The sequence below is a fragment of the Massilia cellulosiltytica genome, from assembly GCF_047325105.1.
Classification (GTDB): Bacteria; Pseudomonadota; Gammaproteobacteria; order Burkholderiales; family Burkholderiaceae_D; genus Telluria; species Telluria orientalis.
In genome coordinates this window covers 2,783,896-2,807,973 of sequence record NZ_CP168562.1, presented here as the reverse complement: position 1 = coordinate 2,807,973, position 24,078 = coordinate 2,783,896, and the positions used below count along the sequence as shown (strand labels likewise).

Annotated in this window: 16 protein-coding genes; 12 read left to right on the top strand and 4 right to left on the bottom strand. The window is 69.3% G+C overall.

Going from position 1 to position 24,078, the window contains the following annotated elements; genetic code table 11:
• Positions 1 to 81: 81 nt before the first annotated feature.
• The 5 genes from ACEN9H_RS12345 to ACEN9H_RS12325 all read left to right on the top strand — a co-directional run bounded on the left by ACEN9H_RS12345 (position 82) and on the right by ACEN9H_RS12325 (position 10,404).
• Positions 82 to 2,391, top strand: coding sequence for a TonB-dependent receptor (locus ACEN9H_RS12345; protein ID WP_413674976.1), 2,310 nt, complete (start codon positions 82 to 84; stop codon positions 2,389 to 2,391).
• A gap of 80 nt (positions 2,392 to 2,471) precedes the next feature.
• On the top strand, positions 2,472 to 5,819 hold the full coding sequence (locus ACEN9H_RS12340) for a glycosyl hydrolase (protein WP_413674975.1): 3,348 nt from the start codon (positions 2,472 to 2,474) through the stop codon (positions 5,817 to 5,819).
• Entirely contained in the window at positions 5,816 to 6,697 is an 882-nt protein-coding gene (locus ACEN9H_RS12335) for a nucleoside hydrolase (RefSeq protein WP_413674974.1), read from the top strand. The genes ACEN9H_RS12340 and ACEN9H_RS12335 overlap by 4 nt, the downstream gene beginning before the upstream one ends.
• Before the next feature lie 21 nt (positions 6,698 to 6,718).
• The gene (locus ACEN9H_RS12330; protein ID WP_413674973.1) at positions 6,719 to 7,675 is read left to right on the top strand and encodes an alpha/beta hydrolase; all 957 of its coding nucleotides are present in this window, start codon (positions 6,719 to 6,721) and stop codon (positions 7,673 to 7,675) included.
• Positions 7,672 to 10,404: a glycoside hydrolase family 2 TIM barrel-domain containing protein gene (locus tag ACEN9H_RS12325; protein WP_413674972.1), complete on the top strand. Its 2,733-nt coding sequence runs from the start codon at positions 7,672 to 7,674 to the stop codon at positions 10,402 to 10,404. Before ACEN9H_RS12330 ends, ACEN9H_RS12325 begins: the two co-directional genes overlap by 4 nt.
• Positions 10,405 to 10,417: 13 nt before the next feature.
• Here the strand turns inward: ACEN9H_RS12325 and ACEN9H_RS12320 are convergent, their stop codons facing one another.
• The gene (locus ACEN9H_RS12320) at positions 10,418 to 11,584 is read right to left on the bottom strand and encodes a 4-hydroxybenzoate 3-monooxygenase (protein ID WP_413674971.1); all 1,167 of its coding nucleotides are present in this window, start codon (positions 11,582 to 11,584) and stop codon (positions 10,418 to 10,420) included.
• Between the two features lie 99 nt (positions 11,585 to 11,683).
• Between ACEN9H_RS12320 and ACEN9H_RS12315 the strand changes: the two genes are divergently transcribed.
• A complete protein-coding gene (locus ACEN9H_RS12315) occupies positions 11,684 to 12,544 on the top strand; it encodes a helix-turn-helix domain-containing protein (protein ID WP_413674970.1) in 861 nt (286 codons plus the stop codon).
• Here the strand turns inward: ACEN9H_RS12315 and ACEN9H_RS12310 are convergent.
• The gene (locus tag ACEN9H_RS12310; RefSeq protein WP_413674969.1) at positions 12,541 to 13,305 is read right to left on the bottom strand and encodes an IclR family transcriptional regulator C-terminal domain-containing protein; all 765 of its coding nucleotides are present in this window, start codon (positions 13,303 to 13,305) and stop codon (positions 12,541 to 12,543) included. The two genes, ACEN9H_RS12315 and ACEN9H_RS12310, sit on opposite strands and share 4 nt — an antisense overlap.
• Positions 13,306 to 13,447: 142 nt before the next feature.
• Here ACEN9H_RS12310 and pcaH point away from each other — a divergent pair, with 142 nt between their 5' ends.
• From pcaH to ACEN9H_RS12280, 6 genes are all read left to right on the top strand, one after another.
• On the top strand, positions 13,448 to 14,140 hold the full coding sequence (gene pcaH, locus ACEN9H_RS12305; RefSeq protein WP_056125351.1) for a protocatechuate 3,4-dioxygenase subunit beta: 693 nt from the start codon (positions 13,448 to 13,450) through the stop codon (positions 14,138 to 14,140).
• Between the two features lie 11 nt (positions 14,141 to 14,151).
• The gene (locus ACEN9H_RS12300; RefSeq protein ID WP_413674968.1) at positions 14,152 to 14,670 is read left to right on the top strand and encodes a protocatechuate 3,4-dioxygenase; all 519 of its coding nucleotides are present in this window, start codon (positions 14,152 to 14,154) and stop codon (positions 14,668 to 14,670) included.
• 323 nt (positions 14,671 to 14,993) lie between these two features.
• Entirely contained in the window at positions 14,994 to 16,355 is a 1,362-nt protein-coding gene (pcaB, locus tag ACEN9H_RS12295) for a 3-carboxy-cis,cis-muconate cycloisomerase (RefSeq protein WP_413674967.1), read from the top strand.
• The gene (pcaD, locus tag ACEN9H_RS12290; RefSeq protein WP_413674966.1) at positions 16,352 to 17,614 is read left to right on the top strand and encodes a 3-oxoadipate enol-lactonase; all 1,263 of its coding nucleotides are present in this window, start codon (positions 16,352 to 16,354) and stop codon (positions 17,612 to 17,614) included. Before pcaB ends, pcaD begins: the two co-directional genes overlap by 4 nt.
• A 79-nt stretch (positions 17,615 to 17,693) precedes the next feature.
• A complete protein-coding gene (locus ACEN9H_RS12285; RefSeq protein ID WP_413674965.1) occupies positions 17,694 to 19,982 on the top strand; it encodes an ATP-binding protein in 2,289 nt (762 codons plus the stop codon).
• Positions 19,979 to 22,255 (top strand): ATP-binding protein, encoded by a 2,277-nt coding sequence (locus tag ACEN9H_RS12280; protein ID WP_413674964.1) that lies wholly within the window; start codon positions 19,979 to 19,981, stop codon positions 22,253 to 22,255. The genes ACEN9H_RS12285 and ACEN9H_RS12280 overlap by 4 nt, the downstream gene beginning before the upstream one ends.
• A gap of 19 nt (positions 22,256 to 22,274) precedes the next feature.
• Here the strand turns inward: ACEN9H_RS12280 and ACEN9H_RS12275 are convergent, their stop codons facing one another.
• Positions 22,275 to 23,252, bottom strand: coding sequence for a fumarylacetoacetate hydrolase family protein (locus tag ACEN9H_RS12275; RefSeq protein ID WP_413674963.1), 978 nt, complete (start codon positions 23,250 to 23,252; stop codon positions 22,275 to 22,277).
• A gap of 10 nt (positions 23,253 to 23,262) precedes the next feature.
• Positions 23,263 to 24,075, bottom strand: coding sequence for a cyclase family protein (locus ACEN9H_RS12270; RefSeq protein WP_413674962.1), 813 nt, complete (start codon positions 24,073 to 24,075; stop codon positions 23,263 to 23,265).
• Between the last annotated feature and the right edge of the window lie 3 nt (positions 24,076 to 24,078).

The following is a 24,078-nucleotide window of genomic DNA, read 5'->3' as shown; positions in this document are numbered from 1 at the left end:
GGAATGGCCGAGGACCGTACCTATACTCGATTCGCCTGAATACAACATGGCCGGCATCGACTGGCCACACTAGGAGACAACATGCACGCATCCCGCACCACCTCGGCGATCGGTTCGCTGACCATCCTGTCCATGAGCCTGGCCGCGATCTGGAACCCGGCCCACGCCCAGACCGGCGACAGCGGCGCCAGCCCGGACGCCGCGGCGAAGATCGAGAAAGGCATCGAGACCGTCGTCGTCACCGCGCAAAAGCGCAGCCAGAGCATCAAGGAAGTCCCCGTGGCCATCACGGTCGTCAACGCCGCGCAGCTGGAGCGTGCCGGCGTCAAGGACATCGGCGACCTCGCCAAGACGGCGGCATCGCTGGAGTTCGGCGACCAGCAGACCGGCGGCGCCGGCGGCAGCGCGTCGATCCGCGGCATCGGCACCGCCGTGTTCACCCTGTCGGCCGAAAGCTCGGTCGGCGTCGTCGTCGACGGCGTGCCGCTGGGCGCCACCGCCAGCGGCCTGATGCTGGACATGGCCCGCGTCGAAGTGCTGCGCGGCCCGCAGGGCACGCTGTTCGGCAAGAATGCGTCCGCCGGGGTACTGAACATGGCGACGCAGGCGCCGATCATCGGCGACAGCGGCGGCAACGTGCAGCTGGAATTCAAGGGCGACCACGGTGCGGCCGTGCGCGCCACGGGCAACGTCCCGCTGAACGACATCTCCGCGCTGCGCATCTCCGGCATCGCCGAGCGCAACAAGGGCGTCTACCACAACGTGCTGACCGGCGAGGACAGCGTCACGGACAACGGCGGCGCGCGCATCCGCTACCTGCTCAAGCCGAACCGCGACGTGGCCGTCAACCTGATCGCGGACGCGTCGAACACGCGCAGCGAGAACGCCGTGTTCTTCGCCCCGTCCGTCGCCTATGCCACTAACACGGCGGGCAACCACCAGCCGGCCGCCGAATTCGCTGCCTGCGGCGTGACCGTCTCGAAGACGAACAACCAGGTCTGTTCGGACGGCGAGGAACTGACGCGCGCCCAGGTGCGCGGCTTCTCGGGTCAGGTCGACTGGACACTGGCCAGCGGCGACACGCTGACGTCGATCACGGCCTACCGCACGCGCAAGCAGGGCCCGGAAAGCGTCAATATCGGCATGTCGACGTCGTACGACAAGGTGTCCAACCACGATCCGTACAAGAATGCGCGCCAGGTCTCGCAGGAGCTGCGCATCGCATCGCCCGGCAAGCAGACGCTCGACTACGTGGCGGGCCTGTTCTATGCCGACTCCACCAACGACAAGAACGCCAACGTGCTGATCGAACCGAATCCCGCGCTGCCGTCGCCGCCGGTACCCCGCTCGATCGCCACCAACAACCTGCAGTATGCGAACCTGACGACGAAGGCGGTGTTCGGCCAGGCCACGTACCGCCTGACCGATTCGACGAACGTCATCGCCGGCCTGCGCTATACCCGCGACAGCGTGTCGTCGCGATTCACGCAGAGCAGCGTCGTGAGCTTCCAGGGCTTCGCGCTGCCGGCAACCGTCAAGTCGGCCAGCGGCAGCGCGAGCGAGTCGAATGTGTCGGGCAAGCTGGGGCTGCAGCACACGCTCACGAAGGACGCGAATCTCTACGCCACCGTCAGCCGCGGCTACAAGGGTCCGCAGATCGACAACGACACGCCCGTCAACCAGGCCAGCGCCTCGGGCACGTTCGCCGGTTACATCGTCAAGCCCGAACTGCCGACGAGTGTCGAGATCGGCTCCAAGATGTCGTTCCTGAACCGCCGCCTGGACGTGGACGTCGCCGCGTTCCACACGAAGATCAAGGATTTCCAGGAGCAGAACTGCACCCTGACGGCCGTCGGCGCCCTCTCCTGCATCCCGCTGAACGTGCCGAGCGTGACGAGCAAGGGTGTCGAGGCCGACATCCGCGCGCGCCCGCTGCCGGAACTGCAGCTGGGCCTCTCGGTCGCGATGATCCTCGACACCGCGTACCCGGCCGGTTTCAGCTTCGACAATCAGAACGTCGGCGGCCAGCGTCTCCTGTACTCGCCGCGCAACAAGGTGACGCTGAACGGCGATTACAGCTGGACGCTGCCGGGCGACTATGAACTCAAGCTGGGCGGCGACATCGTCTACAAGAGCCGCGTGCGGCTCTGCAATTCTCTCGACGCCGAATGCGCTTACGGCGGCCATTCCACCGCGTCGCTGCGCGTCGCGCTGCGTTCCCCTGACGACAAATGGGGCATCGAGGTGTACGACCGCAACCTAGGCGACAAGCGCGTTCCGAACGCCATCATCTACCCGCTGCCCGGCAAGGGCGCCGGCTCCGGCTTCGCCTACAGCCTCGGCGAGAACTCGTTCCGCCGTATCGGCGTGACGCTCGACTACCGTTTCTGACCGCATGATGTCCCGCGCGGCCGCGACGCCTGGCGTCCGGCCGCGTTCCCATTGATGGAAGACCCACGACGAACCACGCCATGTCCGCACACATTCAACCCCTGCGCCTGATCGCCGCCGCCGCCGCCCTCGCCTGCCTGTCCGCACCCGCATGGGCGGCCGCCGACCCGGTCGCATCCGGCTTCGACTATCCCCCGCAAAGCGCCCGCCCCCGCGTGTGGTGGCACTGGCTGAACGGGAACATCACCAAGGACGGCATCGCCAAGGACATCGACTGGATGGCGAAGTCGGGCCTCGGCGGCCTGCAGAATTTCGACGCCGAGATGATGACGCCCCAACTGGTGCCGAAGCGCCTGCCGTACATGAGTCCCGAATGGGCGGACGCGTTCCGCTTCGCCGCGCAGGAGGCGGAACGCCACGGCCTGGAATTCGGCATCGCCGCGTCGCCCGGCTGGAGCGAGACGGGCGGCCCGTGGGTACGGCCCGAGGACGGCATGAAGAAGCTGGTGTGGAGCGAAACCACGGTCGACGGCGGCAAGCCGCTGGCGGCGCCCCTGCCCGCCGCGCCGCGCACGACGGGACCGTTCCAGGATCTGTTCGTCCAGCCGGACATCATGGGCCAGCGGCCGAGCCCCGAGGCGCTCGCGCGCACGGGCGGCGACATCGCGGTCTACGCGTATCCGGTCGACGCAGCCGAACTCCCGTCACCCGCCATCCGCGCCGGCGACCTGGCCCTCGACGCGCGCAAGCTGGCGGCGGCGACCGAAGAGCCGGCGGCCGAACTCGCGGCGCCCACGGCCGACCGCCCGGTCGTCGTCACGCTGGACTATCCGGCACCGCAGACCATCCGCTCGGCCACGATCTTCGCGCCGGGCGCGGGGTCGATGTTCGAGGGCTCGGCGTACCAGGCCGTGCTGGAAGCGAGCGCGGACGGGACGCGCTGGCGCAAGGTCGCGGACCTGGCGCTGGCCGGCGTCCCCGCCAGCGCGGGCTTCGCGCCGGTCACGGCGGCCCGTTTCCGCGTCGTGGCCAGCGCGAAGCCGCCCGTGCCGAACCCCCAGTTCATGCCCGTGGCGGGCGCCGACACGGGGCCGTTCGGTGCGATCGGCCAGGCCAAGGGACTGCGCCTCGCGCAACTGGTCCTGTCGGGCGAGCCGAAGGTCAACCAGTTCGAGGCCAAGGCCGGCTTCGCGACCGTCGACGACTATTTCGCACTGGATGCGGGTCTCGACCCGCGCGAGGCCGGCGTCGATCCGGCCGCCATCGTCGACCTCACGGGCAAGGTGCGCGCCGACGGCACGCTGGACTGGACGCCGCCGCCCGGCACCTGGAAGATCGTGCGCCTCGCGTGGTCGCTCACGGGGACGGAAAACCACGCGGCCACGAAGGAAGCGACGGGCCTCGAGGTCGACAAGTACGACGGCGGCGCGGTGCGACGCTACCTGGACACCTATCTGGCAAAGTACGAGCAGGCGGCCGGCAAGGACCTCGTCGGCGCGCATGGCGTGCGCGCCATCGTGACGGACTCGATCGAAGTCGGGTCGTCGAACTGGACGCCGCGCCTGCTGGAACAGTTCCAGCGCCTGCGCGGCTACGACGCGCGCCCGTGGCTGCCGGCGCTGACGGGCGTCGTCATCGGCACCCGCGCCCGCACCGACGCCTTCCTGTACGACTGGCGCCGCACCCTCGCCGACCTGATGGCCGGCGAACACTATGGCACGGTGGCCGCCGTCGCGCGCGAACGCGGCCTGAAGGTGTACGGCGAAGCGCTGGAAAGCGCGCGCGTCACGCTGGGCGACGACATGGCGATGCGCAGCCATGCGAACGTCCCGATGGCCGCGATGTGGACGTATCGACCGGAGTTCGGCCCGAACCCGACCGCGATCGCCGACATGCGCGGCGCCGCCTCGGTGTCGCACATCTATGGCCAGAACCTCGTCGCCGCGGAATCCATGACGAGCGCGATGGCGCCGTGGGCGTTCGCGCCGAGCGACCTGCGCCCGATGATCGACATGGAATTCGCCAGCGGCGTGAACCTCCCGGTCATCCACACGTCGGTGCACCAGCCGCTGGAGGACGACCGGAAGCCCGGCCTGTCGCTGGCCATCTTCGGCCAGTATTTCAACCGCAACGAGACCTGGGCCGGCATGGCGCGGCCATGGGTCGACTACATGGCGCGCAGCAGCTGGATGCTGCAGCAGGGCCGTTTCTACGCGGACGTCGCCTATTTCTACGGCGAGGAAGCGCCGCTCGTCGCACTGTACAGGCACGGCCAGCCGGCGGACGCACCGCGCCGCTACGCCTACGACTTCGTCAACGCGGACGCCCTGGTGCAGCGGCTGTCGGTGAAGGACGGCGACCTCGTGTCGGCCAGCGGCGCGCGCTACCGCGTGCTGTACCTGGGCGGGTCGAGCGCGCGCATGACCGTCGCCACCTTGCGCCGGCTGCACGCACTGGCGGCGCAGGGCGCGACGATCGTCGGTACCGCGCCCGTCGCCACGCCCGGCCTGGCCGACGATCCGGCCGCGTTCGCGTCGCTCGTCAGGCAGATGTGGAGCGGCGCGCCCGTCACCCGCGTCGGCAAGGGCCGCGTCGTTGCCGGCCGCGACGTGGAAGCCGCGCTGGCGCAGGCCGGCCGGAAGCCGGACTTCAGCGTCCAGGGTACCGATACGCCGCTGCTGTTCGTCCACCGCAAGCTGGCCGACGGCGACGTGTACTTCGTCACCAACCGTTCCGGCAAGGCCGTGAACACGGAAGCCCGCTTCAACGTGCGCGGCAAGGCGGCCGAATTCTGGCATGCGGACACGGGCCGTACGGAACCCGCGAGCTATCGTACGGACCAGGACGCGACCGTCGTGCCGCTGGCGCTGGGCGCGAACGATGCCGTGTTCGTCGTGTTCCGCCGGCCGGCCGCCGCGCCGGCCGTCACCGTCCAGACGCCGTCGTGGTCCGAGGCCGCCACGCTGGCCGGGGACTGGGCGATCCGCTTCGACGGCCTCGCGGCGCCGGCGGCGGTCGCGCACGGCACGACCGGGTCGCTCGCCGCCAGCGCCGATCCGCAAGTCAGGTACTTCTCGGGGACGTCGGTCTATACGCGCACCTTCACGCTGCCGCCAGGCGTGACGCCGGGCACGCCGACGAAGCTCGACCTGGGCCGGGTCGGCGACGTGGCCGAAGTCCTCGTCAACGGCAAGCCCGCGGGCATCGCGTGGAAGCCGCCGTACGAGGTCGACGTGGGTTCGCTCGTCGTCGCCGGCGCCAACACGGTGGAGGTGCGGGTCGCCAACCTGTGGGTGAACCGCCTGATCGGCGACGCCCAGCCGGGCGCCACGAAGGTCACGTTCACGGCCGCGCCCACGTACAAGGCGGATGCGCCGCTGCGGCCGTCCGGCCTGATCGGTCGCGTCACGCTGAAGGTGCGCCAATGAAGCGGCGCCACCTGCTGGGCTGCCTCGCGGCCCTCCCGCTCGCGCAGGCCCTAGGCCGGCCGGGCATCGTCCAGCGTCCTCTGGCCCGCGTCATCGTCGACAACGACTTCGCCGGCGATCCGGACGGCCTCGTCGCCCTGGCGCACCAGTTGCTGGCACCGGCGACGCGCACCGTGCTCGTGACGGCGTCCGCGCTGGACCCCAGGCTGGCGCGCATGGCCGGTCTCGATCCGGAACGCACGGCGCAGGACGGGGCGCGGCGCGCACGCGCGCTGCTGCGGCTGGCCGGGCTCGGCCTGCGTCCGCCGGTCGTGGCGGACGGCGCCGCGCAGGCGATCGTCGACGCAGCCCTGCGCGACGATCCGCTGCCGCTCGTCCTCGCGTGCGGCGGACCGCTGACGAACGTGGCGGCCGCGCTGCGCCTGCAGCCGGCGATCGCGGAACGCATGCGCCTCGTGTGGATCGGCGGGACGGCTGCCGGGGACGACGGCGCCGAGTACAACCTGGCGACCGACGTCGCCGCGGCCCGCTTCGTGCTCGAGGAAACACGGATTCCGGTCCTGCAGATCCCCGCCGAGGAATACCGGCGCTTCCAGGTATCGGTCGCGACCCTGAATGCCGAGGTCGCACCGGTCTCGCCGCTCGCGCGCTGGCTCGTCGACCAGTACCGCCACCTGCCGCCGTTCGTGCGCCTCGGCGGCACGCTGACGTTCGGCGACAGTCCCCTCGTTACCGCGACGGCGTTCGATCCCGCCGCCACGCCCTTCACCACACGCACGACCGGGGGCCGCGAGATCCGCATGGCACATTCGCTCGACCCGCAACTCAACTTCGCCGATTTCACCGCCCTGCTGCGCGCGCACGCCAGACGCGCCTGACGACAACGACAAGGAGACGACATGCACCGTTCCATCCCCATCCGCCAGGTCTGCGCGGCCGCCCTCATGCTGCTCGCGGCCGGCGCGCACGCGCAGAACACGCCCCGCAAGTCCGGCCTCGACGACTTCGTGCGCATGGCGCAAGCCAATCCGCCACGTCCGGCCCCCGCCCCATCCATCCCGCCGATTCCCCTGTCCGCCGCCGGCTCGCGTGCGACCGACATGTGGGAGACCATGTTCGGCCAGACGACCCTGCGCAACGTGACGCAGCCGGCACTGTATCCGGTGCTGCCGCCGCCCGGCCAGGCCAACGGTACGGCGCTGGTGATCGCGCCCGGCGGGGCCTTCCTCAGCCTGTCGTTCGACAACGAAGGCCTGCTCGTGGCGCGCCGGCTGGCGGAACGCGGCGTCACCTGCTTCGTGCTGGCATACCGGCTCGACCCGACGCCGCAGGATCCAGCCGCTTTCATGCAGGTCGTCGCGAAACGCTTCGGCGGCATCGCGCAACATGGCAAGGACAGCGCCATCGATACGCCGGCCGTGGCGCAGGCGCAGGACGACGGGCTCGCGGCGCTGCGCTGGGTGCGCGCGCATGCGGCCGACTACGGGATCGATACGAAGCGTATCGGCATGGTCGGCTTTTCGGCCGGCGGCCGCGTGACAATGGACGTCGCCACCGCCTACGATGCGGCCAGCCGCCCCGATTTCATCGGCGTGATCTATGGCAGTGCACCGAAGCGCCCGGTACCCGGCGACGCACCGCCCATTTTTCTCGCGGTCGCGGCAGACGACGGCCTGCGCGGCCAGGCCAGCATCCCGATCTTCGAGGACTGGCGCGCGGCCGGCAAATCCGCCGAGCTGCACGTGTACGCGGCCGGCGACCATGGCTTCGGCATGCGCCGCATGGGCACGACGTCGGACCACTGGATCGAGCATTTCGTGCAGTGGATGCAGGCGTCGAAGCTGGTGCCGCAATGAAGACCGCGACGCTTCGCCTTCCTGTTGCGGTCCGCGCTATCGCGCTGGCCGCCCTGCTGGCCTGCCAGGGCGGAGCGAGCGGCGCGGCCGCCGGCGACGCCGCCCGCCGCACGACGCCGTTGACCGAGCGCTGGAAATTCGTGCAGGACGATGCGCTGACCGACGCGGCCGCCGCCGCCGCGGACGGCACCGGCTGGACATCCGTCGTCCTGCCGCACACGTGGAATCGGTCCGACGCCGCGAGTACGGCGCAGACCGGCCCGGACAGCAAGCCCTACAAGCGCGGGCGCGGCTGGTATCGCCTCGAATTCGAACGGAACACCGCACCCGCGAACGCCTGGCTGCAATTCGACGGCGCGAGCATCGTTGCCGACGTGTGGCTGAACGGCAGCTACCTCGGCCGCCACCGCGGCGCGTTCACGGCGTTCCGCTTCGACGTCACCGGCAAGCTCGCCGCCGGACGCAACGTCCTGCTGGTCAAGGTCGACAACAGCACGCCGCTGCACGGCGACGACCCGACTGCCGTCGCGCCGCTGGGCGGCGACTTCAACATGGCGGGGGGCCTGTACCGCGGCGTGTCCCTGATCGAAACGCCTGCGCGCGCGCACCTCGCGCTGGGCGACCACGGCGCCGGCGGCGTGTATGCGGACACGATCACGCTTTCGCCCGCCCGCGCACGGCTGCGCGTGCGCGCCGACGTCGAGGACGACCGCACGCAGCGCACCGGGCTGACATTGCGCGCTGCCTTGTTCGACACGGCCGGCCGGACCGTGGCGGCGGCACGCCGGACGGTGCCCGCAGCTGCGCACGCCCGCGCCGAGCTGGCCCTGGACGTCGCTCGTCCCCATGTATGGCAAGGCGTGGACGATCCCTATCTGTACCGCCTGCGCGTGGACCTGGTCGATCGCGGCGGCCGCCTGCTCGACCGGGTCGAACAGCCGTTCGGCATCCGCCAATACCGCTTCGACGCGCAGGCCGGCCTGTTCCTGAACGGCCGCCCGCTGCGCCTGCACGGCGTGAACCTGCACCAGGACTGGCAGGACAAGGCCTGGGCCATCGGACCGCGCGAGATCGACGCCTCCCTGGCCCTCGTGCGCGAGATGGGCGCGAATGCCGTCCGCCTGGCCCACTACCCGCACGCCGCCCACGCCTACGACGAGGCCGACCGGCTCGGCCTCGTCGTCTGGTCGGAACTGCCTTTCGTCGAGCGCAGCCTGACGCCGGCGGACTGCGGGGCCGGCGCGCCGATCCCGCCGGCCTTCCTCGACAACCTCGACGAGCAACTGCGCGAAATGGTGCGCCAGCAGTACAACCACCCCGGCATCGCCATGTGGTCGATCGCCAACGAAGTCGCGATGGGCGGCACGTGCGCCGGCGCCGACACGGTCACGCCGGTCCTGCGCCGCCTGCACGCGCTGGCGAAGCAGGAGGATCCGGGCCGTCCGACGACGCTCGCCGACTTCAACGAGGACTATCCGATCGTCGGCCCGATGTTCCCGGTGCTGGCGACCGGCGGCATCACCGACATCTGGGCCGTGAATCGCTACCACCTGTGGTACTACCCCGGCGGCGGCGATGCGTTCGGCGCGGCGCTCGACCGTTTCCACGCGAAGTATCCGGCGCAGCCCCTCGGCGTGTCCGAATACGGCGCCGGCGCGGCGCTGTCGCACCAGACCGACAACCCGCTCGGCGGCCTGGTGGGCAGCATGGACATGCACGGCCGCACCCGCGTCGTCTGGCAGCCGGAAGGCTACGCGAGCCATGTGCACGAGCAGATCTACGCGGCGCTGGCCAGGCGCGACTACCTGTGGGGCACGTTCGTCTGGTCGATGTTCGATTTCGGCTCCGGCACCCGCCACGAGGGCGACATCGGCGGCACCAACACGAAAGGCCTCGTCACCTTCGACCGCGCGACGCGCAAGGATCCGTTCTGGTTCTACAAGGCGAACTGGAGCGCCGCCCCCGTCACGTACATCACGGGGCGCCGCTATACGGAGCGCGCGTACCGCACGACCGACGTGCGCGTCTATTCGAATGCCGCTACCGTCCATCTGCTGCTGAACGGCCGCGCGATCGGTACGCGCGCCGCGGCCGACTGCCCGCAGCGCACCTGCGTGTTCGCGCACGTCACGCTGGACGAAGGCGCCAACCGGTTGGAAGCCCGCGGCATGCACGGCGGCGCCACCGTCGTCGACACGGTGCAGTGGACGCTGGCGCCGGACAATGCGCGCAACGTCTACCTGGCGGCGGGCCAGATCGCCACCGGGCTCGTGTCGGCGGCCGGCCACCGTTACGGATCGGACAACTTTTTCACAGGCGGCCAGGGGACGCCGCTGGAACTCGATTCGCCCTACGGCCCCCGCTTCGGCGTACGGGTCGCGAACGTCGCGGACGCGCATGTCGCCGATGCGCGCGATGCCGCGCTGTGGGCGGCGGTACGGCATGGCACGTTCGGCTACCGCATTCCGCTGCCGGACGGCCGCTACCGCGTCCGGCTGGGTTTCCTCGAGCCGGACCGCACCGCGCAGCCGGGCGCGCGACGATTCCGCGTGGACGCCGACGGCACGACGCGGATCGCCGACCTGGACATCGTGGCGGTGGCGGGCGCCCCCGCGACGGCGATCGTGCGCGCGTTCGAAGTCGAGGTGACGGACGGCAGCCTGCGACTCGACTTCGTGCCGGCGGCCGGCGAGGCCGTGCTGTCGAACCTCGCGATCGAGCGCCTGTGAACGTACGCGGCCGTCAGAACGCCCCGACGTAGTTCTCCGCCAGCGCCGTCGACAGCGCGCGCGAGCTCACGACGTTCTCGAGCTCCGCGCGCTGCACCTCGCGCTGGAACGGCGACGCATCCGCGAACGTGTGCAGCATGCTCGTCATCCACCACGAGAAGTACTCGGCGCGCCAGATGCGTTTCAGCGCGTCGTCCGTGTAGCGGTCCAGCAGTTCGGCGCTGCCCCGGCGGTAGAACGCGTCCAGGCCCGCCGCCAGCAGGCGCACATCGGACACCGCGAGGTTCATGCCCTTGGCGCCCGTCGGCGGCACGATGTGGGCGGCGTCGCCGGCCAGGAACAACCGGCCCGACTGCATCGGCGTCGAGACGAAGCTGCGCATCGCGACGATATTCTTCTGGAAGATCTTCCCTTCCGTGACCTGCCAGCCGTCGCGGTTTTCCAGGCGCGCATGCAGCTCGGCCCAGATGCGGTCGTCCGACCAGTTGTCGACGTTGTCCTTCGGGTCGCACTGGAAGTACATGCGCTGGACCGTCGGCGAGCGCGTGCTGACGAGGGCGAAGCCCCGTTCGTGGCGCGCATAGATCAGCTCCGGGGCCGACGGCGGCGCCTCGACGAGGATGCCGAACCAGCCGAACGGGTACACGCGCTGGTAATCGTTGCGGCCCTCTTGCGGCAGCGCGGGACGCGTCACGCCGTGGAAGCCGTCGCAGCCGGCGATGAAGTCGGCGTCGATGCGCTCTTCCCCGCCGTCGCGCGTGAACGTGACGTGCGGGCGGTCCGTGTCGACGCCGTGCAGCGCCACGTCGCGCACGCCGAACAGCATCCGCGCGCCGGCCTCGAGGCGGGCGGCGACGAGGTCCTTGATCACTTCGTGCTGGGCGTAGACGGTGATCGCCTTGCCCGTCAGTTCCGTCAGGTCGATACGGTGGCGGCGGCCGTCGAACGCGAGTTCGAAGCCGTGGTGCAGCGCGCCCTCCGCGCGCATGCGGGCGCCGACGCCCGTCTCGTTGAGGATGTCCATCGTGCCCTGCTCCAGCACGCCGGCACGGATCGTCGACTCGATCTCGTCGCGGGTACGGGTTTCGAGCACGACCGATTCGATGCCCTGCAGGTGCAGCAGATGGGACAGCAACAGTCCGGCCGGGCCGGCGCCGATGATGGCGACCTGGGTACGCATATTCGTCTCCTTGTTAAAAATTCTTGTCGACGTCCATGCTAGTGGCGCGCGGCCGCGTTTAGAATGGATGAAGTTAGCGAATCCTTGTACTTTTTTGACATGGCCACATTTCCCCGCTTCGCCTTGTACGGCGAGCAGACGCCGGCGGAAGCCGTACACGTCGAACTGATCGAGACGCGCAGCCGCCTGCACGACTGGCACATCGCGCGCCATACGCACCCTGGCCTGTTCCAGGTACTTTTTCTACTGAAGGGGAGCGTGCGCGCCGCGATCGACGAAGCCGTGTGGGAACGCAAAGGACCGGTTGCGATCACCGTGCACCCATCCGTCGTGCACGGTTTCGACTTCGCGGAAGGGGCGCAGGGCTATGTGCTGACGGTGGACCAGAACGTGCTGTTCGCCACGCCCGACCACCACGGCGAGTTGTTCGCGCCGCTGTTCGTCGAGCCGCTGTCGCTCGCGCTGGCGCGCCAGCCGCGCGCGCGCATCGAGGCGCTGCTGCGCAACATGGTCGAGGAAGCGGCGTGGCCGCAGCAGGGCAATGCGCTGATGCTGGAATGGCTGGCGCGCAGCGTGCTGTTGCTGCTGGCGCGCACGCATGCGGAACAAAGCGCCGCGAGCATGTCCGGCCACGGCGAGTTCCGCCTGTTCGCCGCATTCCGCGCGGCCGTCGAGCAGCACTACAAGGACGGCGCGCCCGTCGCGCACTACGCCGACCTGCTGCGCGTGACGCCCGTCCGCCTGAACCGCCTGTGCCTGAAGCTGGCGGGGAAATCGGCGTTCGACATCGTGCAGGACCGGCTGATGCTGGAAGCCTGTCGCAAGCTGACCTACGCGCCGTCGAGCGTGGCCAGCATCGCCTATGAACTGGGCTTCCAGGACCCCGCGTACTTCAGCCGCGCCTTCAAGCGCCACGCGGGGATGACGCCCAAGGCATACCGCGCACGGCGCGCCGGCTAGAGCAAGGCGTTGAGCTCGACCTGGTATTGGATGAGGGCCGGCAGGCAGCGCTCGACCATCTGCTCCACGCTCATGCGGGCCGCGTGCACGCTGATGTTCATCGCGGCCACCACGTCGCCGCGGAAGTTCCGGACGGGCACCGCGATCGTGCGTAGGCCCAGTTCCAGTTCCTGGTCGACGACGGCATAGCCCCGCTCGCGGGCCCGCGCGATCTCCTCGCCCAGCCGCGCGCGGTCGACGATCGTATGCGACGTGATGGGCTCCGGCGTCGCGCGCGCGAGGAAACGGTCGGACGCCTCCGGCGGCAGGCTCGCGAGCAGCATGCGCCCGTTCGCCGTGCAGTACGCCGGCACGCGCGTGCCCGGCTGCAAGGTCGCGGAAATCAGCTGGCCCGCGCTGACGGCGGCCACGCACACGAGGTCGTCGTGGTCCAGGACGCCGACGGACGCCGCCTCGCCCAGCGCGTACGCGAGCCGGTACAGCAGCGGTTGCGCGATGCGCGGCAGCCGCGCCGAATGCAGGTACGACTGGCCGAGGCGCAGGATCTTGGGCGTCAGCGTGAACTGCTTGTTCTCGTGCCGCATATAGCCCAGCGCGGTCAGCGTGAGCAGATAGCGCCGCGCGGCCGCGCGCGTGAGGCCCGTGCGTTCGGCCACCTCGGCGATCGTCAGGCGCGAGCGCTCCTGGTCGAACGCCTCGATCACTTGCAGCCCCTTGTCGAGGCCCGCGACCATGTCGCGTTTGGCGGGTTGCTGGTCCATCGTATAGAAATTCAAGGATTTGTGCGAGTATCGCACAAAGCGTGCGAATAGCGGAAGTCGGGCGACATGACCGTCTTGTCGGGAGGCGGCCGATTTTCTACGATGGATCGGCTCGCACAACCTTCCGACATCAGGAGACACCGTGAAATTCGACGACGTGCAACCCGGCGTGTGGCCGGAGCTCATCCATCCCGCCTATAAATCGACCGTCAAGCGCGGCCCGCTGCAGCCGGCGCTGCGCATCGATGCGCCGGTCGCCACCAGCCGCAACATCGACCCTGCCCCGCGCATCCTGCTTCCGCACGACACCGACCTGACGCGCCGCGGCCAAGGCGCCCCGCTGGGCGAAAAGATCGTCGTGACGGGCCGCGTCGTCGACGAGGACGGCAAGCCGGTGCGCAATTCGCTGATCGAAGTGTGGCAGGCCAATTCGGCCGGCCGCTACTGGCACCAGCGCGACAACCACGACGCGCCGCTCGACCCGAACTTCTTCGGCTTCGGCAAGATGATGACGGACGACGACGGCCGCTACCGGTTCGTCTCGATCAAACCCGGTCCGTACCCATGGAAGAACCACGACAAGGCATGGCGCCCTGCGCACATCCACTTCTCGCTGTTCGGGAACGTGTACGCCCAGCGCCTCGTCACGCAGATGTACTTTCCGAACGACCCGCTGTTCCCGTACGACCCGATCTTCAACAGCATCCCCGACGAAGCGGCGCGCCAGCGCCTGGTCTCGCGCTTCTCGCTCGACCACACGGTGGGCGACGAGATGCTGGGCTACGAATTCGACATCGTCCTGCGCGGCCGCGGCGCCACGCCGTTCGGACTCTGAAAGGAACCATAATGAGCAAGATCACGACCTCGCAGACCATCGGCCCGTTCTCGCACGAAGGCTGGCAATGGGCGGTGGACTTCTGCGCCGCCGGGCGCCTGGAGACGAGCGCGCCGACCATCGTGCTGCACGGCGTCCTGTACGACGGCGACGGCAATCCGATCGACGACGCCCAGATCGAAGCGTGGCTGCCGGCTGCGGCGGCCGCGGAAAGCGCCCAGGAAATCCCAGGCTTCCGTCGCACGCCGACGGGCAAGGCGGGCGAATTCAGCCTGCGCCTGTCGGTGCCGGAACGCCCGGCCGGCGAGCCGGTCGCGTACGTGACCGTGTTCGCGCGCGGACTCACGAAGCACCAGTTCACGGCCGTGTTCCTCGAGGACGATGCGACGCTGGCGGCATCGGCTATCCTGGCGCAGGTGCCGGCCGAGCGGCGCGACACGCTCATCGCGCGCAAGGACGCCGACGGCACGTACCGGTGGGATATCTGGATGCAGACCGACAAAGAGACGGTGTTCTTCGACTACGCTTGACGAATCCGCTGCCCCATAACCGTCGTTCCCGCGAAAGCGGGAACCCATGCTGACTGCGCGAAGTCGACTCTTTGTAACCAACGAGGTGGAAATAAAGAACGTAGTTAGCATACCCAGTATGGATTCCCGCTTGCGCGGGAATGACGATGCTATTTCTGACGGTTTTTGAAAACAATATTCCGGACACTAGTGGGCACTGCCGGGAACGACTCCCGGCGGAGGCTGGGACCCAAGTTTGCATACGTTGTCGTGAAGCCTGCAAACTGGATCCCCGCCTTCGCGGGGACGACGTGCTGTCTTATCTGGCCAAAACGAGGAGAACGATGGCCTTATCACTTTTTGACACCCTGCTGAGCACCCCTGACATGATCGCCGCGTTCGACGACGCGGCCCTCATCCAGGCCATGCTCGACTTCGAAGCGGCGCTGGCCGGCGCGCAAGCCGACGAAGGCCTGCTGCCCCGCCACGCCGCGCCAGCCATCGCGGCTGCGTGCCGCGCGGACCGCTTCGACATCCCTGCCCTCGTCACGGCCGGCCGCCGCTCCGGCACGCTGGCCGTGCCGCTCGTGAAGGAACTCACGCGCCTGGTGGCCGAGACGGACCGGGAGGCGGCAAGCCTTGTCCACTGGGGCAGCACGAGCCAGGACGTGCAGGACAGCGCGATGGTGCTCGTCACGCGCACCGCGCTGCGCCTGCTCGACGCCGATCTCGCCGCGCTGTGCCGCCGCCTGCTGGCGCTGGGCGAATCGCACCTGGCCACGCCCGTGCTGGCGCGCACGCTGCTGCAGCCCGCGCAGGTGACGGGCTTCGGCTTCAAGGTCGCGGGCTGGCTCGCGCCGCTCGTGCGCGCCCGCGCACGCCTGCGCGCGGCGGCAGGCGACGCCCTGCAGCTGCAGCTGGGCGGCGCCGTCGGCACGCTGGCCGTGATGGGAGAACGCGGCCCCGCCGTCGCGCACCGCATGGCGCAGGCGCTGGACCTGAAGACGCCGGCGGCGACGTGGCACACGCAGCGCGACGAATGGGTGCGGCTCGGCCTGGAGGTCGCGCTGCTGACGGGCAGCCTCGGCAAGATCGCGGCCGACCTTGCGCTGATGGCGCAGGGGGAAGTGGGCGAACTCGCGGAACCCTCGGGCGGCGGACGCGGCGGCTCGTCGGCGATGCCGCACAAGCGCAACCCCGTGTCGTCGATGATCGCGCTGGCCGCCGCCACGCGCACGCCGCAGCATGCCGCGACGCTGCTTGCCGCCATGGGCCAGCAGCACGAGCGCGGCCTCGGCAACTGGCAGGCGGAACTGGCCGAGTGGCCCACGCTGTTCCTGTCCGCCCACGGCGCGCTGCGCGCATTGAACGATGCCTTTGCGGGCCTCACGGTCGACACGGCCCGCATGCGCGCCAATATCGACGCATTGCACGGCCTCGTCGCGGCGGAAGCGCTGTCGATCTGGGTCGCGGGCGCCATTGGCCGTCCCGCCGCGCACGCAGCCGTCGAGAAGATGACGCAGACGGCCGTCGCGGATGGACGTCACCTGCGCGACGTGGCACGCGACGCCATCGCCGCCGATCCGGCGCTCGGCGCACTCGATATGAACCGGCTCGACGCCCTGTTCGACCCCGTCGCCGCCACCGAACCTGCCCAACGCCTCGCGCGCGAACGCCTGGCCGCACTCAAGAAAGACATCGCATGAGCTTCGCCCCCCTCAACCACGACCTGCTGCGCGGCCTGGACCAGCGCCGCGCCGTCCTCGGCGACGCCTGGGTCGAGCGTTCGCTCGCGAACGCCAACACCTTCACCGCCGACTTCCAGAATTTCATCACCCGCTATGCGTGGCACGACATCTGGGACCGTCCCGGCCTGCCGCGCAAGACGCGCCGCACGATCGTCCTCGCCATCACCATCGCGCTCGGCCGCTGGGAAGAATACGAACTGCACGTGCGCGCGGCGCTGCTGGGCGATGCCGACAGCCGGTTGACGCCCGACGAGTTGAAGGAAGTGCTGATGCAGTCGGCGATCTATGCCGGCGTGCCCGCCGCGAACACGGCGTTCGCCCATGCGGCGGCGATCCTGCGCGACGTCGGTCCGCAGATCGGCTATACGCTGGAGCCCGCGTCGCCGCTCGCCAGCACGCATCCCGGCGTGGGCCGCGAAGGCCGCACGGCGAGTCTCCCCGCCCTGCACTACAGTGTGCGCGCACCGCGCAACGGCAAGCGCCCCCGCCACACGGTCGTGCTGAGCCACGCGCTCGGTTGCGACCTGACGATGTGGGATGCGCTGGCCAACCAGCTCGCCGCCGACTGCCGCGTGATCGCCTACGACCACCGCGGCCACGGCAGTTCCGATGCGCCGGCCGGTCCGTACGCGATGGCCGACCTGGCGGACGATGCGGCGCGCCTGCTGCGCGAACTTGATACGGGTCCGGTCGTGTGGATCGGCCTGTCGATGGGCGGCATGGTGGGCCAGGAGCTGGCGCTGCGCCACCCGGCGCTCGTCGGCGCGCTCGTGCTGGCGCATACGACGTCGGGCTATCCGGACGCGGCGCGCGACGTCTGGCGCCAGCGCATCGCGACCGTGCAGGAACGCGGCATCGAGGTCATCGCGGACGCCGTGATGGGCCGGTATTTCCATGAAGGCTACCGCGCGGCCCATCCCGCAACGGTTGCAAGATTCCGCGAGCGGCTCGTCACGACGGATGCCCAGGGCTATGCCGGCTGCTGCGCGGCCGTGGGCGGCGTCGACACGACGGCGCGCCTCGGACAGATCGCCGTGCCGACGCTCGTGCTGGCCGGTGAACTGGACCAGGGCACGCCCGTCGACATGGCGCGCACGCTCGCGGACGGCATCCCCGATGCGCGCCTGCAGGTCCTGGCCGAGGCATCGCACCTGGGTGCCATCGAACAGCCAGGCACGTTCGTCGCTGCCGTCACGGCGTTCGTCGACAGTTTGTAATCGCGCAACGAACATGTTGCAAAGATATAACGCCGCACTATACTGAGTCATTCCCGTCCGATTCCCAATCGGTACGCACATGACGCGATGGCTCTCCCGTTCGACCAGGATCGGTTACGTCCTGGTCATTCTCCTGGTGGTGGCAACAGCCATCCTGCTGGTCTGGCAGCATTTCGGGATGACGCGCACCCTCGAGATCTCCCCGCAGCATCCGCATGGCGCCAGGGTGACCGACGATCGCGACAACACGCGCGGCAACAGCGCGAACGGCAATTCGGTCGCGTCGCTGACCGTCACGAAGGATGCGTTCATCATGCGCTGCTACCTGGGCGCCGCCGCGACCTACCCGTTCTGCAAGCTGCAATTCCAGATGGGCGACCCGGTCAAGGGCATCGACATGTCCGGCTACGACACGATCGCGTTCGACCTGCGCTATACGGGCCGGGGCTGGCATGTCCTCAAGCTCCACCTGATGAATTTCGAACCGGAATTTTCCACGCTGGAAGACTGGAATTCGCAGCGGTTCAACGAGTTGCTGATCAACGTACCCGCCAAGCCCGAATTCACCGCGCCGATGCATGCCGTGCGCACCGCCGACTGGTGGCATTTCTCGCGCCAGATCCCGCTGTCGAAAAGCTATGTCCGCCTCGACCATGTCACGACCGTGGAATTGGCGACCGACAATTATAACGACACGGGACAAGTCGTCACGGTCGAGCTGCGGAAGATCGAGTTCCGCGGCAAATGGATCTCGCGGGCCACGCTGATGAGTTGGCTGGTGTTCGTGTGGATCGTGTGCGGCGTCATCGGCCTGTCGCTGGGTCTGCTGCACTACCGGTCCGGCCTGCGGGCCAACAAGACACGCGTGGAGCAACTGGCCGCCATCGACCGCGAGCGCAAGGAAGCCGAAGCGGCCCGCGAGACGGCGCTGGCGGAGGCGGTCGCACTGGCGCGCCAGCGCAGCCAGTTCCTCGCGCAGATGAGCCACGAATTGCGTACGCCGCTCAATGCCATCATCGGCTATGCCGACCTGCTGGGACGCGACCGCGAGCACCTGTCCGAACGGCTGGCCTCGGGCCTGGCCACGATCCACGAGAGCGGCCAGCATCTGCTCACGCTGATCAACGACATCCTCGACCTCGCGCGGGTCGAAGCCGGCAAGATGGTCCTGCACCCGGCCGCCGTCCATCTCGAGACGTTCCTGCAAGTGCTGGCGAACATCATGCGGGTCAAGGCGGAGGAGAAAGGCCTGGGATTCAGCTACGAGCTCGCCCCCGGCCTGCCGGCCGCGGTGACGATCGACGAGACGCGGTTGCGCCAGGTGCTGCTCAACCTGCTGGGCAATGCGGTCAAGTTCACCGACACGGGCAAGGTCTCGCTGCGGGTGCTGCCGGCCGCATCGGCCGGCGCGCCGGACAGCGCGCGGCTGCGCTTCGAAGTGGCCGACAGCGGCATCGGCATGGACACGCAACAGCTCGGACGCATCTTCCAGCCGTTCGAACAGGTGGCGGCCGCGCAGCGGCGCGAAGGCGGCACGGGCCTGGGCCTGGCCATCAGCCAGCAACTGGTGCAGCTCATGGGCGGCCATATCGACGTGGTCAGCGCGCCCGGCAAGGGCAGCACGTTCTCGTTCGAGATCGACGTGCCGGTGGCCGCCGCCGCGCCGGCGGTCGTGGCGCCGCACGACACCGTGGTCGGCTACGAGGGCGAGCGCAAGCGGGTGCTCGTCGTGGACGACGTGCCGCAGAACCGCGCGATGCTGCAGGACCTGCTGCAGGAGACCGGGTTCAACGTCGCTGCGGCGACGAACGGGCTCGAATGCCTGGTCCTGCTCGACAGCTTCAGGCCCGACCTGATCCTGATGGACGTCATGATGCCGGTGATGGACGGGAACGAGACGACGCGGCAGATCCGTCACATGCCGGGCTGGGGCAACGTCCCGATCATCGCGGTGACGGCCAGCGCCAGTCCGGACGACGAACGCAAGAGCCGCGAGGCCGGCGCCGACGCCTTGATCGCCAAGCCGGTCGACCACGACCTCCTGCTGCGCACCATCGGCAGGCTGCTGGAGCTGCAGTGGATCACCGGACAGGCGACGCCCGAGGGCGACGACGCCGCCGCGCTGGCCGTCCCGCCGGCCGACGAGATCGAGGCGCTGTGGCAGCTGGCGCAGATCGGCAGCATGCGCGAGATCCGCGCGCGGGCCGCCTACCTGCGCGGGCTCGATCCGGCCTACGCGCCGTTCGCGAGCCGCCTGGACACGCTGGCGCAGGGCTACCATTCGAAGCAGCTGGCGGCGTTCGTGGCGCGCTTCCGGACCGGGGACGCGGCCCGCCGGCAGGACGATTTCCAATCGATGCGAACATGATCCAGTGGCTCTCCCGTGCGACCAGGATCGGTTACGCCCTGGTCATCCTCCTGGTGCTGGCGACCCCGGTCCTGCTGGCCTGGCAGCACTATGGCATGACGCGCACCCTCGAGATCTCCCCGCAGCATCCGTATTCCGCCGCGGTGACCGACGACCGCGTCCTGCCGCGCGGGAACCCCGCGCCGGGCAATTCGGTCGCGTCGCTGGCCGTCACGAAGGATGCCTACATCCTGCGTTGCCAGATGGGGAAGGCGGCCAGGTATCCGAATTGCGCCATCCGCTTCCGGCTGGGCGACCCCGCCCAGGGCATCGACATGTCCGGGTACGACACGGTCACGCTCGACGTGCGCTACATGGGCCAAGGCCGGCATGTCGTCAAGCTCCACCTGCTGAATTTCGAACCGGAGTTCTACGTGCCGGGCCAGTGGGATGCGCAGCGCTTCAATGAAGTGCTGATCGATATTCCGGCCCGGTCCGAAGTCACGATCCCGCTGCATGCCTTGCGCACCGCCGACTGGTGGCACTTCGCGCGCCGGATCCCGCTATCGAAGAGCTATGTCCGCCTCGACCACGTGACGACCGTGGAACTGCAGGCGGACGACGCCAGCGCCGCCGGCCACGCCATCACGGTCGAAGTCCGCAGGATCGAATTTCGCGGAAAATGGATCGCCAGGACGACGCTGCTCGGCTGGCTGATGGCCGCATGGACAGGCTGCGGCATGCTCGGGCTGTCGCTCGGCCTGCTGCACTTCCGGTCCGGCATGCAGGCCAGCAGGACGCGCCTCGAACAGCTGGCTGCCATCGACCGGAAACGCAAGGAAGCCGCGGCCGCGCGCGAGACGGCGCTGGCGGAGGCCGTCGCGCTGGCACGCCAGCGCAGCCAGTTCCTCGCGCAGATGAGCCACGAATTGCGCACCCCGCTCAACGCCATCATCGGCTACGCCCAGCTGCTGGGACGCGATTGCCACGACCTCACCGAACGCCAGTCGGCCGGCCTGGCGACCATCCGCGAGAGCGGCCAGCATCTGCTCACGCTGATCAACGACATCCTCGACCTCGCGCGGGTCGAAGCCGGCAAGATGGTGCTGCACCCGGGCCCCGTCCATCTCGACACGTTTGTCCAGGTGCTGGCCAACATCATGCGCGTCAAGGCCGAGGAGAAGGGCCTGGCGTTCGGCTGCGAGCTCGCCCCTGGCCTGCCGGCCGCGGTGACGGTCGACGAGACGCGTCTGCGCCAGGTGCTGCTCAACCTGCTGGGCAATGCGGTCAAATTCACCGACAGCGGCAAGGTCTCGCTGCGCGTGCTGCCGGCCGCGCCGCCCAGTGCGCCGGACGTGGCGCGGCTGCGCTTCGAAGCGGCCGACAGCGGCATCGGCATGAACGCCCAACAGCTGGCGCGCATCTTCCAGCCGTTCGAACAGGTGGCGACGGCGCAGCGGCGCGAAGGCGGCACGGGCCTGGGCCTGGCCATCAGCCAGCAACTGGTGCAGCTCATGGGCGGCAGGATAGCCGTCGCCAGCGCCCCCGGCAAAGGCAGCACCTTCTCGTTCGAGATCGACGTACCGGTGGCCGCCGCCGCGCCGGCCGCCGCGGCACCGCACGACACCCTGGTGGGCTACGAGGGCGAGCGCAAGCGGCTGCTGGTCGTGGACGACGTGCCGCAGAACCGCGCCATGCTGCAGGACCTGCTGCAGGCCACCGGCTTCGTCGTCGCCGCGGCATCGACCGGACTCGAATGCCTGGTCCTGCTCGACAGCTTCAAGCCGGACCTGATCCTGATGGACGTCATGATGCCGGTGATGGACGGGAACGAGACGACGCGCCAGATCCGTCACATGCCGGGCTGGGGCGACGTCCCGATCATCGCCGTGACGGCCAGCGCCAGTCCGGACGACGAACGCAAGAGCCGCGATGCCGGTGCCAGCGCCTTCCTCGCCAAGCCGGTCGACCACGACCTCCTGCTGCGCACCATCGGCAGGCTGCTGGCGCTGCAGTGGATCACGGGACAACCGGCGCCGGAGGGCGGCGACGGCGCCGCGCTGGCCGTCCCGCCGGCCGACGAGATCGAGGCGCTGTGGCAGCTGGCGCAGATCGGCAACATGCGCGAGATCCGCGAGCGGGCCGCCTACCTGCGCGGGCTCGATCCGGCCTATGCGCCGTTCGCGAACCGCCTGGACACGCTGGCGCAGGGCTACCATTCGAAGCAACTGGTCGCCTTCGTGGCGCGCTTCCGGAACAATTCCGAAAAGGTATTGGACGACCGGTCAGTGTAGGCGGCGTCGGCCTTGACGCTCAGGCGCGCACGACGCGCTGGTCGATGACGCCGAACGGCGCGTCGCCGTCCGCGCCGCGCGCGCACAAGCGCACCCGGTCGCCGAAGCGCATGAACTGCGTGCGCGGGTCGCCGTGATCGATGATCTCGATGACGCGGCGCTCCGCGATGCAGGCCGAGCCCACGGCGCGGTCCGCGTTCGACACGGTGCCCGAGCCGACGATCGTCCCGGCGCCCAGCCTGCGCGTGCGCGCCGCGTGCGCGACCAGGTCGCCGAAGCCGAAATTCATCTCGCGGCCGTTGGGATGACCGAAACGCTCGCCGTTCCATTCGACGTCGAGGTCCAGGTGCACGCGGCCGTCGCGCCACGCATCACCCAGCTCGTCCGGCGTGACGGCCACGGGCGCGAAGCTCGTCGACGGCTTCGCCTGCAGGAAGCCGAAGCCGCTCTTCATCTCGCGCGGGCCCAGCGCGCGCAGGCTCCAGTCGTTCAGCTGCACGACCAGGCGTATCGCGTCCAGCGCCTGCGCGGGCGTAGCGCCCATCGGCGCCTTGCCGACGACGACGCCGAATTCGCCTTCGAAATCGATGCCCAGCGCCTCGTCCGGCAGCGGCACGTCGTCGTGCGGGCCGAGGAAATCGTCGGACGCGCCCTGGTACATCACGGGCACCGTGTCGAAATCAGGGATGGGCGGCGTGTTGAATGCGCGCTCCATCAACCGGCCGTGGTTCAGGAACGCGGACGCGTCGCACCACTGGAAGGTGCGCGGCAGCGGGGCCATGCAGCGCTGCGGTTCGAAGTCGACGCTGCCGGCGGCCGTGTCCGCGTTCAGCATGTCGGACAGGCGTTGCAGTGCCTGCGCGGCGCTGTCCCAGCGTTCCAGCGCGATGAGGAGATTCGGCGCGATCGTGCCCGCGTCGACGGCCCGGCGCAGGTCGCGCGATACGACCATCAGGCGCCCGTCCGGCGAGCCGTCGCGGTAGGTGGCGAGTTTCATTCCATCCCCCTCAACCGCGCGGCAACGCGAGCAGCGCGTCGTCGACGATCGCCACGGCGCGCGTCCAACCGGCCGAACCAGCACGGACCTTGTGCGGGAAACAGGACACATAGAAACCGTGACCCGGCAGGGCCTCCAGATTGTGCAGCTTCTCCAGGTGGCAGTAGCCGATGTCGCGGCCGGCCTTGTGGCCTTCCCAGATCAGCGACACGTCGCCCGTCTCGGCGATCTTCTGCGCCGTGTACGAGAACGGCGCGTCCCAGCTCCACGCATCCGTACCGGTGAGTCGCACGCCCCGCTCCAGCAGGTACATCGTCGCTTCGTAGCCCATGCCGCAGCCCGCCGACACATAGTCGTTATGGCCGTAGCGGCTGCCCGCGCGCGTGTTGACCATGACGATGTCCAGCGGCTGCAGGTCGTGGCCGATGCGCTTCAGTTCCGCTTCCACATCCGCGGCCGTGGCCACGTACCCGTCCGGGAAATGGCGGAAATCCAGCTTCACGCCGGGCTGGAAGCACCATGCCAGCGGCACCTCGTCGATGGTGATCGACTTCTTCTTTTCCCCTGTCTTCGCATCCATCGTGGAATGAAAATGGTAAGGGGCGTCCAGGTGCGTGCCGCTGTGCGTCGTCATCGTGACCCACTCCGCGGCGGCCGCCTCGCCATCCGGGTAGTCCGCCGGCGTCGTGCCGGGGATCATGGCCATGAATTCGTGCAGCGTGTCCTGGTGCTTCTGGTAGGTGATCTTCGGCGCCAGCGGCGGCGGGTCGGACAGGACTTCGTTTTCCAGGTAGATCGACAGGTCGATGAATTGGCGGGTCATGGT